Origin of the sequence: Micromonospora yangpuensis (assembly GCF_900091615.1) — a bacterium.
GTDB lineage: Bacteria > Actinomycetota > Actinomycetes > Mycobacteriales > Micromonosporaceae > Micromonospora > Micromonospora yangpuensis.
This window is the reverse complement of the sequence record NZ_FMIA01000002.1, coordinates 768,792-784,044: the sequence shown is the minus strand read 5'-3', so window position 1 is coordinate 784,044 and position 15,253 is coordinate 768,792. Positions and strand designations below refer to the sequence as shown.

Genomic DNA, 15,253 nt, shown 5'->3' with positions numbered 1-15,253 from the left:
ACCGGATGACCGGTCCGGCCGCCCCCGTCAGTCCCCGGCGGCAACCGCCGACGTACCGGGCAGCGTGGCGTCGGGTCCGGCCAGCGCCCGGCGCAGCAGGTGCTGGTAGCCGGCGATCCAGCCGGTGACCGTGTCGGCGTCGAAGAGCGCGGTCGCGTACTCCACGACCAGCGCCATCGCCCCGTCGGGCGCGGGCGTCACCTGCCAGAGCTGGTCGGCGCGGGCCCCGGCCAGCAGCACGTCCCGGGCCGGTGCCGGGTCCAGACCGGGCAGCCGCAGCACCGGTGGGGCCAGGTCGAACATCGAGAAGTACACCCGGGGCGGGTTGCCGGCGAACCGCTCGCCGAGCGCCTCGGTCAACACCGGCAGCGGCACCGACTGCATCGCCAGGGTCTGCCAGGTCGCGGCGGTCGTCCGGTCCACCAGCTCGTCGAAGCCCGCCGCGCCGTCGACCGGCACGACCAGCCAGGGTACGTGCGCCAGGCCGCCGACCAGGTCGGCGAAGCGGGGATCCAGCCGGTTGGCCACCGGTACGGTGAGCGTGATGCTCGGCTGACCGGTCAGCTCGTGCAGGAACCCCGCGAAGGCGGCGGCGAAGACGACGAAGGGCGTGACCTTCCGGCGTACCGCGTAGTCGTTCGCGGCGGTGACCAGGTCCGCGGCGATCTCGGCGCGGACCGAGGTGCCGGCGCTGACCACCGTCGACGGGCGGGGCCGGTCGGTGGGCAGCCGGACCGGCGCGGCCTGTTCCCGGACCTGCTCGGCCCAGCCGCGTACCAGGTCACGGGTCTGCTCCTCGGCGAGGAAGCGCTGCTCCCAGCGGCTGAAGTCGAGGAAGTCCGCAGCCAGCACCGGCAGGTCGGCGGGTGCTCCGGTGACCTCGGCGGTGTAGAGCGCGCCCAGGTCGCGCACCAGCACGTCGACCCCCCAGCCGTCGATGACCCCGTGGTGCACCGCCAGCACCAACTCGTGCCGCTCCCCCGGGTCGGCGCGGTCGGTCGGGGCGGTCAGTCGCACCAGCAGGGCCCGGAAGCAGGGTTCCCGTTCCAGGGCGAACGGCTGGGCCGCCCAGCCGGTGACCGTGTCATCGAGGCGGTCCGGGGCCACCTCGACCACCGGCAGGTCCACCGGGCGGGTGGCGAGCACCTCCTGCCGGACCACACCGTCCTCGATCGCGTACCTGGTGCGCAGCACGGCCTGCCGGTCGGCCAGGGCGGTCAGCGCCCGCCGCAGCGCCGCCCGGTCGAGCCGTCCACGCAGCGCGAAGCGGGTCGCCACGGTGAGGGTCTGCGGCTCGTCGCTGCGGATCGTCAGCAGGACCTGCCGGGCCTGACCGAAGCTCGCCGGCGCGGTACGTACCACCTCGCCGACCGGCGCGGCCCGGTCGTCGCCCACCGACCCGCCCCCAGCCACGGCGGGATCAGCGGTGCCGGCCGGATCCGCGGTGCCGGCGGGGTCGGACAGGCCGGCGGGGCCGGCGGGGCCGGCGGGGCCGGCGGGGCCGGACAGGCCGGCAGGGCCGGCGGGGTCGGGCGGGGTGAGTCGGCGGGCCATCGCCCGGACCGTGGGGTCCCGGAGGAAGTCGAGGATCTCCACCGTCCGGCCCAGCTCGGTGGCGGTCCGGTTGAGCAGCCGCAACGCCGTCAGCGAGGTGCCACCCAGCTGGAAGAAGCTCGACTCGACACTGAGGTCGGTCAGGCCCAGCTCGGCCCGCCACAGCTCGTGCAGCCGCCGTTCCAGCTCGGTCGCCGGGGCCACCCGGGGGCCGGTCGCGACAAGGTCGCCGCGGTCCGGCTCGGGCAACCGGGCCCGGTCCAGTTTGCCGCTGTCCTGCAGGGGCAGCTCCGGCAGCAGCACGCAGACCGTGGGCACCAACTGTGCCGGCAGGCGTTCGGCGAGCGCCCGCAGGAGCCGGTCGGCGGTCACCTCCGGGTCGGCCGGCACCACGTAGCCGGCGAGGTACGCCTCGTCGCGCTCGTCGCGCCAGGCCCGGACGGCGGCCTGCCGGACCCCGTCGAGCTGCCGCAGGTGGTACTCGGCCTCGGCCGGCTCCACCCGTACCCCCCGGATCTGCACCTGGGCGTCGTTGCGGTGCAGGAACTCCAACCGCCCGTCCGGCCGCCAGCGGACCACGTCGCCGGTGGCGAAGAGCGGACCGTGCTCGGGATGCCGCCGGAACCGCCGGCCGGTCTCGGCCGGATCGTCCAGGTAACCCAGCCCCAGCTGGGCACCGCCGAGGTGCAGCTCACCCGCCGCGCCCACCGGCACCGGCCGGCCGTACCCGTCGAGCACCCGGACCCAGGTCCCCGGTACGGGTCGACCGATGGGCGGCACCGCGCCGTCGGCCGGCGTCAGCTGCGCCCAGGTGGACAGCACGGCCGCCTCGGTCGGGCCGTAGCCGTTGGTCACCCGGAAGGGCAGCTCCGCGCGGGCCTGCCGACGGAGCCGGTCCCCGCCGACCACCAGGTGCCGCAGCGCCGTCCCGGCCGGCCAGTCCAGGTCGATCAGCAGCTCCCCCATCGGGGTCGGCATCATCGCCACCGTCACCCGGGTCCCGACCAGCCAGTCGCGCAGCCGTACCGGGTCGAAACGCGCCTCCTCCGGCACCACGCAGAGCGTCGCGCCGACGGTCAGCGCCGGCCACACCTCGAGGCAGGTGGCGTCGAAGCCGGGGCTGCTGAACCAGCTCAGCCGGTCGGCGGCGGTGAGGCCGAGGTCCCGGACGTACCAGGCGACGGTGTTGGCAATCGCCCGGTGCGGGATCACGCAGCCCTTCGGCCGACCGGTCGAGCCGGAGGTGAACAGCACGTACGCGACATCCTCGGGGCTCAGCGCGGCCGTGGCCGCGCCTTGACGGCTCAGCGCGGCCGTGGCCGCGCCCTGAAGGCTCAGCGCGACTGTTTCCGGTGGATCCCCGGCCCCGGGTGCCGCCGGGGCCAGTTGGTCGACCAGCACGGTGGGCACCGAAACCGGCAGCCTCGGCTGGGCGGTGTGCGCGACCACGGCGGCGACCCGGGCCGACGCCAGGATGGCGGTCGACCGGGCGGCCGGCTGGTCCGGCGGGAGCGGCACGTACCCGGCCCCGGTGGCCAGCACGCCGAGCATCGCCACCACGGCGTCGGCCCCGCGCGGCAGGTGCACCGCCACGAGCTGGCCGGGGCCGACCCCGGCCGCGCGCAGCGCCGCCGCCACCGCCTCGGCCCGTCGGCCCAGCTGCGGGCCGGCCAGCCGGCCGTGCTGGTCGAGCACCGTCGAGGTGTCCAGGGACAACCCCGCCAGCAGGGTACGGCCCGCGCCGGGAGCCGGCGGTCCGCCGTCCTGCCAGCGGTCGATCCGCTCCCGCTCGTCGTCGGTGAGCCGGGGCAGCTCGGCCACCGGCAGCTCCGGCTGGTCGGTGCCGGCCCGCAGCAGCACCGCCAACCGGTCCAGGATCCGCGTCACCGTGGGCCGGTCAAAGAGGTCCCGGGCGAAGTTGAGCTGACAGTCGACCCGCTCGGCCCGGCCGGTGAGGAACAGCGCGAGGTCGAAGGGGGCCCGGTCGACGGCCGCGTCCAGCAGCTCGGCGCGTACCCCGGGCAGGTCCAGCTCGAAGACCGCGCCGTTGTCGAACTCGACGACCACGTCGAACAGCGGGTGCCGGCCGGGCTCGGGCTGGCCACCCAGGGCGGCGACGATGCGCGGCAGCGGTGCGTCCTGGTGTTCCTGGGCGTCCAGCAGCACCGACCGGACCGTCCGCACCAGCTCGCCGAAGCCGGCCTCGGGTGCCACGTCGATGCGCAACGGCAGGGTGTTGACGTACATCCCGACGGCCTGCTCGGTGCCGGGCGGGCGGTGCGCCACCGGGGTGCCCACCAGCACCTCCCGTCGACCGACCAGGTCGCTCAGCAGTACGGCGAACCCGGCCAGCAGCACCATGAACGGGGTGACCCGGTGGGCTCGGGCGAACTGGCGTACCCGCCGGGTCAGGTCGGCGTCGAGTTCGGCGGCGGCCACCCCGCCGGCGCCGCTCGGCACGGCCGGGCGCGGCCGGTCGGTCGGCAGGTCCGGGCGGGTCGGCAGGCCGGCGAGCGCCCCGGTCCAGTACGCCAGGTGCCCACGCAGCGTCTCCTCGTCGGGCTCGGCGGCCACCGCCGGCCAGGGCGGTGCCGGCGGCAACTGGGCCGGCCGACGCTCCAGCGCCGCCCGGTAGCCGGCGGCGATCTCGCGGCTGACCAGTTGCGCCGAGACGGTGTCGATGACCAGGTGGTGCATCCGCAGGACCAGCAGGTGCCGGTCGGCAGCGAGCCGGACCAGCCGGGGGGCGAACAGTGGCCCGGCGGCCAGGTCGAACCGGTGCGCGTTCTCCTGCCGCAGCACCGCGGCCACCGCTCCGGCGTCGGCGGAGTCGACGGCACCCGCCTCGTCGCCGCTGGCGTCGGCCTGTTCCACCGGCAGGTCGAGCCGGCCGGGTGGCAGGGCCAGTTGGCGCGGCTCGCCGTCGACCTCACGCACGACCGAACGCAGCGCCGGATGCCGGTGGACCACCGACTCCAGGGCGGTCCGCAGCGCGTCGACGTCGAGTTCGCCGGTGAGGCGGACCACCTTCGTCTCGGTGTACGTCGGCCGGCCCGGCAGCATCCGCTCGACGAACCAGACCTCCCGCTGCGCCACCGACAACGGCGCGACCTGCGCCGACGAGCCGGCATCCACCAGCGCGGCCGGCGACGACGGTACGGCCTGGGACGACAGCGCGGCCTGGGACGACGGTACAGCCTGGGACGACAGCGCGGCCGGCGACGACGGTACGGCCGGCGGCGGGCCGGTGGGGTGGCCGACCAGTGCGCCGAGTTGTTCGATGCCGGGCAGGCCGGCCAGCATCCGGTCCGGCGGCAGCCCGAAGTCGACGAAGCAGCCGATCTCGTCGACCCCGAGCTCGGCGACCCGGGCCACGATGGACGCACAGTCCGCCGGGCTGCCGATCAGGGCCCGGTCGGTGGTGTAGCGACGGTAGGCCCGACGGAGCAGGAACGCCACATCCTCCTCGGCGGTGTTCGCCAGGTCGATGGTCACCCCGAGGCTGTTGGTCACCTGGCCGAACAGGGCCAACGACGACCGCAGGTAGTCGCAGAACGGCCCGAAGGCCTCGTCGCGTACCCGCTTGGTGTCGTCACCGAGGTAGGTGTGCAGCAGCAACACGACCCGCCCGGCCGCCGGGTCGAGGCCGTGCTCGGCCCGCGCCGCCCGGTAGCGGGCGATGTTCTCGCCCAACTGCTCCACGCTCTGCGACATCAGGTTGGTGATGATCCCCAGGTCGGCCTCGGCGGCCCGCCGGTAGCTGTCCGGGTTGCCCACCACGGCGGCGAACATCGGCGGCATCGGCTGCACCGGCCGGGGGAAGAGCCGGACCTCGACCGGCTCACCGTTGCCGGCGGTACGGGTGAGCGCCCCGCCCTGCCAGAGGGTGCGGATCTGTCCGACCGCCTCGTACATCGCCTCCCGGTGCCGGCCGTACACCTGCGGGGCGAGCACGAAGTCCCGGGCGTGCCAGCCGGAGGCGCAGCCGATCCCGACCCGCCCACCGGAGAGGTTGTCCACCACCGCCCACTCCTCGGCGACCCGGATCGGGTCGTGCAGCGGCAGCACCGCGCAGCCGGCGTGGATGCGTACCCGCTCGGTCCGGGCCGCGACCGCGGCGGCCAGCACGGACGGGTTGGGGAAGATCCCACCGAACGAGTCGAAGTGCCGTTCCGGCAACCACACCGCGTGCAGGCCGTGCCGGTCGGCGAAGGTGGCCGCCGCCAGCACCGCCGCGTACCGGTCCTCGACCCGCTGCTGCGGGTAGTCGCCGAAGAAGTACAGACTGAGATCCGGTACGCCCGCCGGCCGCCCCTTGCCCGCCGCTGCCTGGACAGCCAGCACTGATCCCACAGCCGGCGCTGATTGCACAGCCGGCGCTGATTGCACAGCCAGCGCTGACCCCACAGCCGGCACTGAGGCCGCCGCCGGGGCGGGTGCGGCCTCGGCGGGGCGGGCGGGGGCCGGCGGTGGTGCCTGGCCGCCGGGGAAGAAACCGCCCCGGCGCAGGTCGTACAGCGACTCCCGGACCGCGTCGATCACCGTGTCCACGTCGGCGTCGGTGTGCGCGTCGGAGAGGAAGAAGTTCCGCCACTCCCAGACGTGTACGCCGGCCAGCAGCAGGTGGTTGAAGAGCAGGTTCAGGTCGGTCGGGGAGGCGAGGCGGAACAGCGAGCCGAAGTGGTGCACCCGGACCGGGAAGTCCTCCGCGACGCAGAACGCGTTGACGGTGTCGGCGAGCCGGGTGGTGGCCCGGTTCAGCCCCTCCTGCAGGGCCGGCCCACGGCGGCGCAGCTCGGTCAGCACCGCGCGGGCGGCGACCATCGAGACCGGATGCTGGATGTAGGTGCCGCCGAAGAAGGTGGTGTCCTGCGGCGGGACGCTGTCGTCGCCGTACCGCCAGAAGCCGCCGTCGACCCAGTCCATGATGTCGGCCCGGCCGGCGACCGCCCCCACCGGGAAGCCACCCCCGATCACCTTGCCGTACGTGGCCAGGTCGGCGCGGACCCCGAAGACCCCCTGCGCGCCCTGCGGGTGCGGGCGGAAACCGGTGAGCATCTCGTCGAAGAGCAGCACCATCCCGTACGTGTCGCAGAGCCGGCGCAGCTCGTGCAGGAACTCGCCGGGCTGGCGGTCGGGGTGCCGGCTCTGCACCGGTTCCACCACCACGGCGGCGATCCGGTCGGCGTGCTCCCGGATGACCTCCAGGCTCTGCGCCGCGCCGTACGGCAGCACCCGGACGTCGGCCACGGCCGAGGCGGGCACCCCGGCGGAGACCGGTCTGGTGCGCCAACTCCCGCCCTCCTGCACACCCCGGCCCAGCACCGGGTCGAAGTGCCCGTGGTACGCCCCGTCGAAGGTGACGACGAGGTCCCGCCCGGTGTACGCGCGGGCCAGCCGGAAGGCCGCCGAGTTGGCCTCGGTGCCGGTGGTGGCGAAGGCGGCCCGGTCCATCCCGGTCAGCTCGCAGAGCAGCCGGGCGGCGTCCCCGGCCTCCTCGCCCCGCGGGCCGAGCCGGAGCCCGTCGGCGAGGTGGGTGGCGATGGCGCTGGTGAGGAACTCCGGCTCGTGGCCGAAGAGCAGCGCCCCGAAGCCCATCGTGATGTCGACGTAGCTGTTGCCGTCGACGTCCTCAAGGTGGGCGCCCCGGGCCCGGCGGGCGGTCAGCGGGTAGAGCATCTCCTTGGTCGCCCGACGGAAACCGACCACCGCCCGGCTGTCGGCCAGCCAGGGCCGGTGGTGTTGGGCGAGTTCCTTGGAGCGTCGGGTGCGTTCGACGTACCGCCGGACCAGGTCGTCGAAGTGGGCCCGCTGGCGTTCGTCCAACCGGCCGCTGCCGGCTCCACCGCTGACCCGCAGCGGCCGGGGGCCGAGCTGCGCCGGCCCCGCGCCGTTCCCCGCCACCGGATCCCCGGCCGCCCCCGGTTCCCCGGCCGGCGGCGCGGACGCGGCCGACCGCGGCGCGGGGCCCGACGACGGTACGGCGGTCGAAGGCGTGGCGGGCGCGGGCATGACGGGCGCGGGCATGACGGACGCGGGCATGACGGGCGCGGGCGCGGCGAGCGCGGACGTGGCAGGCGCGGGCGCGGGAAGGGCCGGCGCGGGGCCGGGTGCCGGGACCGGTGGCACGCCCGGTTCCGGGCTGGCGGAGAGCGCGGCGAGCTGGTGGGTCATCAGGTCGGCGAACCGGCCCATCAGGTCGAGCTGGGCGCGGATCAACTCGGCGGCCGGTGTTACCGCCGCTCCACTCACCGTGGCCGGCGCGGCGGGCGGACCGGCGACGGGCGGACCGGCGACGGGCGGCGGGCCTACGGCGGGCGGACCGGCGGGTGCGACAGACGGCAGACCGGTGAAGGTCTGGTCCGGCGGCCCGGCCGGGTGCGGGCGCGTCCCGTTGCCGTTGCCCGCCACGGCGGCCGGTTCGAACGGCACACTGGGCGCGACGGCCGCCGTCGACGGGACCGTCCCCGCCGACGGGACCGTCCCCGCTGATGGGGCGGCGGCAGCGATCACGCCGTCCGGCGTCGCGGCGGCAGCGATCACGTCGTCCGGGGTCGCCTCGTCCCGGGTCAGGGCGGCCAGCCGCTCGGGCGTCATCCGCTCCAGCACCGCCTGACTGAGCCGCTGCGGAGTGTCGAGGTCCTCGAAGAGTTCCCGCATCGTCACCCGGATCCGGTACGTCGCCTCCAGGTCACGCAGCAGGTTGATCATCAGCAGCGAGTCGGCGCCGAGATCGAAGAAGGCGGCGTCGGCGGCGATGCGGTCCGGGTCCTCGTCGAGGTGCCGGGCGGTGAGTTCGCGGACCTGGCGCAGCACGATGTCGGCGGCGGGGTTCGCCGGGACGGCCGGGGACATCCTGGGCGTACCTCCTGCTTCGGGGGTGAGCGGCGCTGCGGGAGTGTGCGGTGCTTCGGGGGTGTGCGGTGCTTCGGGGGTGAGCGGTGGCGGGGGCGTCGGGGCGGCCCAGTGCCGGGTGAGCTGGAACGGGTAGGTGGGCAGCGGGATCCGGCGGCCGGTCGGTGCGAGGGCGGCCCAGTCCACCGGCACGCCCCGGGCGTAGAGGGTGGCCAGGGCCGCCAACACCGACCCGGCCCGGTCGCGGCCGCGCTGGACCGGGATCCAGCTGGTGTCCGGCCACTGCCGCCCCAGGGCGGTCAGGGTGGCGTCCGGTCCGATCTCGACGAAGGTCGTGCAGCCGTCGGCGACGAGCCCCTCGACCCCGGCGTGGTAGTCGGCCGGCTGCCGGGTCTGCCGGCGGACGTGCTCGGCGTCGAGCCGGGTCCCCGGCGCGAGGCGTACCCCGGAGAGGCTGCTGACCAGCGAGGTGCCCAACGGTTGCCAGTCGAGCGTCGCGGCCTGCGCGCCGAGTTCGGCCAGTACCGGTTCCATCAGCGCACTGTGGAAGGCCCGGCGTACCGCCAGCGGACGGTGGTCGAGGTCGGCGGCCCGGAGCAGCTCACCGGCGCGGGCGACGACCTCCGGGGTGCCGGAGAGCACGTACCGGCGCGGCCCGTTGCGCACGGTCAGCTCCGCCCCCGGCACCTGGGCCAGCACCGGGGCCAGCTGCGCGGCGTCGGCGAGCACCGCCAGGGCCGCCCCCTCGGGGGTACGACTCTGCATGAGCTGCCCGCGTACCGCCGCGAGGTGCAGCCCGTCGGCGACCGGGAGCGCACCGGCCAGGCAGAGCGCCGCGTACTCACCGGCGCTGTGGCCGATGAGCACGTCCGGCCGCACCCCCACCGACTCCAGCAGCCGGCCGAAGGCGACCTGCACCGCGTAGAGCGCCGGCTGGACGGTGGCGGTGGTCCACTCGTGCGGCTCGCCGCGCAGTGCGGCGAGCAGGTCGACGCCCCACGTCCGCTGGTACCACCCCGCGCACTGCTCCAGCACCTCGCGCGCCGGCTCGTGTGCCAACAGGCCGGCGGCGGCGCCGGTCAGGTCGCTGCCCTGTCCGGAGCAGGCGAAGACGACCGGCCCGGGGCCACCAGCCGGCACGCTCCCGGCCACCAGCCCGGCCCCGGCGGGGGTCGAGGTCGCCCGCCGGAGGACGTCAGCCACCCCGGCCGGCGAGTCCGACCAGGCCACCAGCCGGTGGCGCAACGCCCGCCGGCCCGCGCCGAGGGTGACCAGTACGTCGTCGGGCCGGGGCGCGTCCGCCGAGGCCAGCCGGTCGGCGAACCGCTCGGCCAGCTGGCGCAGCGCGGTCGGATGCTGGGCGGAGAGTGGCACCACGACCGGCCCGGCCGGTGGACTCCGCCGGGCCGCCACGGGTGCCGGTGGCTCCTCGACCACGACGTGGGCGTTGGTCCCGCCGACGCCGAGCGACGAGACACCGGCCCGCCGGGGACCGGGACCGGTCCAGTCCCGTACCTCGGTCGGCAGCTCGAACGGCCCCTCGTCGAGCCGCAGCTCGGCGTTGGGTCGGCGCAGGCCGGCGACCGGGGGGACCTTCCCGTCCCGGACCACCATGATCGCCTTGATCAGGCCGGCCATTCCGGCGCAGGTGTCGAGGTGGCCGATGTTCGCCTTGACCGCGCCGAGCGGCAGCGGCCGTCCGCGCCCACCGAAGACGGTACGCAGCGCCTCCACCTCGATCGGGTCGCCGATCCGGGTGCCGGTGCCGTGCGTCTCGACGTACCCGATCGAGTCGGCGTCGACCCGGGCCTGGGCCAGGGCGGCCCGGATGACCTCGGCGTGCCCGGTGACGCTGGGAGCGGTGTAGCCGGTCTTCGTGGCACCGTCGTTGTTGACCGCCGAGCCGATGATCACGCCGTACACGGTGTCGCCGTCGGCGAGCGCGTCGTCGAGGCGTTTGAGCAGCACCGCCGCGACCCCGTTGCCGCCGACGGTGCCGTCCGCCGCCGCGTCGAACGCCCGGCAGGCTCCGGCGCGGGACAGGATCGACCCTTCCTCGTACCGGTAGCCGGCCGCCTGCGGCACGTGCACCGCGGCCGCCCCGGCCAGCGCCAGGTCGGTCTCCCCGGCCAGCAGCGCCCGTACCGCCAGGTGCACCGCGACCAGCGAGGTCGAGCAGGCGGTCTGCACGCTGATCGCCGGCCCGGTCAATCCGAGCCGGTACGCGACCCGGGTGGCCAGGAAGTCGGGCTGGTTGCCGATGGTCACCTGCAGGGCCGCCACCTGGTCGGCGGGGTCCGCCCCGGCGAACCGGTCCAGCAGGTAGTTCCGCAGCGAGTAGAGGTGCATGCCGGCACCGGCGTACACCCCCACCCGCCGGTCGGTGCCGGCCTGTCCGCCGTCCTCCAGGGCCTCCAGACAGACCTGGAGGAAGAGCCGCTGCTGCGGGTCGACAAGCGCCGCCTCCCGGGCGCTGATGCCGAACAACTCGGCGTCGAAGCCCTCGATGTCCGCGAGCGCGCCGCTCACCGGTACGAACGCCGGATCGTCCACCAGTGCCGGTGGCAGTCCGGCGGCGAGCAGCTCGGCGCGGCTGAACCGGCGTACGTCGACCCGGCCGGCGAGCAGGTTCTGCCAGTACCGCTCGACGGTGTCCGCGCCGGGCAGCCGGGCGGCCAGGCCGATCACCGCGATCCGCTGCTCACCCGGCCTGTCGGCGGACCCGGTTGCCGCCAGCTCCCCACCCGACGGGGTGAACCGTTCAGCCAGGTGCCGGGCGAGGGCGGCGGGGGTGCCGTGGGTGAAGAGGGTGGTCTGCGGGAACTGCCTACCGAGTGACTGCTGCAGCAGGGTGTGCAGCCGCAGCAGGCGCACCGAGTCCAGGCCGGCGTCGTGGAAGGCGGTGTGCTCGTCCACCCCGCCGGGCACCGTCTGGCGCAGCGCCTGCCGTACCGCGTTGGCGACCCCGACCGGGTCGGGGCCGGCCGTCGCCGAGCCGCCCGGAGCCGGCGCGGTGCTGGCCGGGCTGGCATCGTCGACGGCGTCCGGCGTGGATCCGACCGGGTCGGCCACCACCGGCACCGGGACACCGAAGACGTCCGTGGGCACACCGCTGCCGGCGGCAGCGCCAGGCACCCCGCTGCCGGTGGCAGCGCCAGACGTCCCGCTGCCGGCGGCAGCGCCGGAGCTGGCGGTGGCCCGGACGCCTTCCAGCGCCCACACCGGGCGCACCAGGTGTCGCACCCGGGTGGCGTTGGTGTCGAAGCCGACCAGCAGGTGGCCGGCGGGTTGGTGCAGGGCCAGCCGGGTCAACGCCTGTCCCTGCGGTACCGAGAAGCTGAGCATGTGCCGCCGGGTGGCCGCCTCCACGCCACCCTGCTCGCTCAGTCCCACCCCGCGCCACATCCCGTAGCTGAGGCAGTGGGCGTCGCCGAGCTGTGCGCAGAGGGCTTCGAGGAAGCGGTTGGCGGCCGCGTAACCGCCCGCACCGACCACCGGGGTCAGCGACAGCAGGGAGGAGAAGGCCACCAGGTGGCTGCCCGGTCGACGCCGGAGCAGCCGGGCCACCTCGATCGAGCCGGCCACCTTCGGGTCGGTCTCCGGACGCCACTGTCCGGCACGTGGCGCGGAAAGCGGCACGGTCCGGTACCGGCCGGCGAGGTGCAGCGCGCCGTCCAGCGGTGCTCCCCAGGCGCGTTCGGCCTCGACGACCGCGGCCTCCAACGCCGTGCCGTCGGTGACGTCCACCCGGGCGTAGCGGACCCGGTCGGGGCCGGCGGCGGCCAGCTCGGCGAGGGCCGGACCGGGTTCGCTCCGTCCGACGACCAGCACCCGCAGGTCCAGCTCGGCGCGCAGGTCACCGAGGATCACCCGGCCCACCCCGCCGAGCCCGCCGGTGACCAGCCACCGTGAGCCGGGCCGGAGCACGGCCGGCCCCTTTGCCGGCTCGACCCGTTCGACCGCGCGGACCAGGGGTCGGCCCCGCCAGGCGACCAGTGGTTCCCGGTGCGCCCAGCCGCAGGCCGCGACGACGGTGGCCGCGTCCCCGGCGACCTCGTCGCCGGGCAGGTCCAGATGCCAGGCGCGGACCCCCGGCTGCTCGACCCCGAGGGTCTCGCCCAGGGCGGCGGTCAACGCGGCGGGCGGGCAACCCGCCTCGTCGCCCCGGATCCGGTACAGGCCCCGGCTCAGGGTGAGCAGGGTGCCCGTCCAGTCGAGGGCGGCCAGGGCACACAGCAGGCCGAGCGGACCGGTGCCGCACACCTCGACGGCGCGCCGGGTGGCGTCGGTGTCGTCGAGGTCGGGCGTGGGCAGGTAACTGGCCGCGAACACGACAAGTCCCGGGGTACGCCCGCCCGCCGCCAACGACCGCAGCAGCTCCACCCACCGATCCGGATCCTCGTACGGGCGGCCGGCCCGATCCGGATCGTCGTACGGGCGGCCGGTGGGGTCCACGAGTACGGCGTCGGGCAGGTCCCGGCCGAGGCGGGCGGCCAGCCCCAGGGTGTCGGCGACCACGAGCACCGGCCCGGCTGGCGGGGTGGCACGGGTGAACCGGCGGGCTGTCCACACCGGCCGGTGGACGCAGTCGGCGACCGTGGTGGGGGCGGCGTCGAGCAGGTCGACCCGGCGCGACTGCGGCTCGTAGCCGCCGGCCAGCAGCCGGTTGCGCATGCTGGTCCGCTGGATCTTGCCGCTGGTGGTCTTCTCGAACTGCTCCGGCGGCACGCAGACCAGGTGGGCCGAGCCGACCTGCAGCCGTTGCGCCAGCCGCTGCCGGATCCGGGTCAGCAGCTCCGCGTCCAGCGCCTCCTGCGCGCAGAAGAGCACCACGATGCGTTCGATGCCGTCGGGTCCCGGGGCCCCGAACGCCGCCACCTGGGTAGGTGCCACCCCCGGCACCGCCCCGACCAGGTCCTCGATCTCGTGGCAGAAGTAGTGCACCCCGTTGACGATGATCACCTCCTTGCCCCGGCCGGTGATGGTGAGCCGGCCGTCGTGGAGGTACGCGAGGTCACCGGTGTCGAACCACGGTCCGTCCGGGAAGGCCGCCCGGTTCGCCTCGTCATGGTTGAGGTAGCCGGGGGTGACCCGCTCGGACCGGACCTGCAACCGGCCGATCCGCAGCTCCGGCAGGGCGGTCCGGCCGTCCGGTGCGGTGACCCGGAACCGGGTGCCCGGCGCCGGTGGGCCCATGCTGAGGAAGGTGGTCGTCCCCGGGGCGCTGGCCGGCGCCAGCCGGACCCGGCTGCCGTCGGCGTGCAGCTCGGCGTGCTGCACCGCGTCCGGGCCGAAGGTCTGGTAGCTGATCGCGGTGCAGGTCTCGGCCATCCCCCAGGCCAGCACCAACGCGTCCGGGGCGAGCCCGCTGTCGGCCGTGGCCGCCAGGAAGCCGCGCATTACCGGCTCGGTGCACTGCTCGCCCGCGTTGATCAGGGTACGCACCCCGCTGAGGTCCCACCGCCGGTCCGGCTGCGCCCGCAACGCCTCGGTGACCAGCTTGAAGCCGAAGTTCGGCGACCAGCTGTGCCGCACCCGGTACCGCTGCATCAGGTCCAGCCAGAGTGGCGGGTCGGTGAGCACCAGCGCCGTGCCGACGTGCACGTTGTCGCAGCCCAGCACGACCGGACCGAGGTGCATCATCACCAGGCCGGCCACATGGTCCAGCGGCAGCCAGTTGAGCATGACGTCGTCGGGGCGTACCCGGGCGACCTGGCAGGCGTCCCGGGCGTACCGCACGATGCCCCGGTGGGTAAGCGGGATCACCTTGGACGCGCTGGTGCTGCCGGAGGAGAGTTGCAGCATCGCCACGTCGTCCGGGGTGGGCCGGGGCAGCTCCCCGGCCGGCTCGTGGGCCCGGCAGTCGGCCAGGTCGAGCACCCGCAGGCCGCCCCACCCGGCCCGGTCGGCGTAGGTCCCCAGCTGTGCGGTGACGGTGCCGCTGGTGAGCACGACCGGGTGGTCCAGGCTCCGCCAGGCGTGCTGCAGCTTGTCGAGGGTGGCGTTGCGGGCCTGGTACCCGGGGGCCTGCGCGACGGCCACCGGCCGCAGCCCGCCCAGCAGGCAGGCCCAGAGCGCGACGAAGTGATCGGCCAGCGACGGCAGGTGCAGGATCACCGGGTCGCCGGTGGTCAGCCCGGCCGCCCGCAGCCCGGTCAGCGTCCGCAGCGCGGCGTCGAGCAGCTCCGGGTAGCGCAGGGTCCGGGTGCCGTCGGCCTCGACCAGCCGCAGCCCCTGCTCGGGCCGGTCCCGGGCGGCCCGCCGCAATGCCTCCGGCAGCGTCGCCGGAAGGTCCCCACCGACCTCGGGTACGCCCCCGACCGCCTCAACCGCCGGCTCGGCCGACGGCGCATCCGGCTCGGCCGCCGGCACATCGCGCGGCGGCACAGCCGACTCGGCCGGCCGCGTACCCGGATCTTTCGGGGTGTCGCCGGATACCGCCGGTGCCGGGCCGGCGGCCGGGGCGACCAGGTCCGATCCCCAGCGCGGCGGCAGCTCCAGCACGTCGGCCAGGTGGATCCGGTCCGGTTTCCGGTCGGGCCGGCGGACCAGGGTGCCGCCGGCGGTCGTGGCGACCGGCACCGCCCGCAGCGCCGCCGGGTCCGCCACGCCGTCGGCGTCGCGCGGGATGCCCGACACCACGGCGACCGGTACCGGCCCACCGGAGTCACCCGTCGCCGCCACCGCCGCCTGCGCCGCCCGCCGGGCCTGCGCCGGGGTGCCGGTGGGGGCGGGGACGACGTACGCCACCCGGTACCGGACGCCGTCGAAGCCGGTACGGTCGACCACCGCCACGTCGATCAGCTCGGTACGTCGGGCCAACGCCTCGGTCAGCTCGTCCACC

At 75.6% G+C, this 15,253-nt stretch carries 1 protein-coding gene; it reads right to left on the bottom strand.

The features are described from left to right. Positions 1 to 27: 27 nt before the first annotated feature. Positions 28 to 15,252 carry a hybrid non-ribosomal peptide synthetase/type I polyketide synthase gene (locus GA0070617_RS03745; RefSeq protein WP_091433948.1) on the bottom strand — a complete coding sequence of 5,075 codons (15,225 nt, stop codon included), beginning with the start codon at positions 15,250 to 15,252 and terminating at the stop codon, positions 28 to 30. Position 15,253 lies beyond the last annotated feature (1 nt).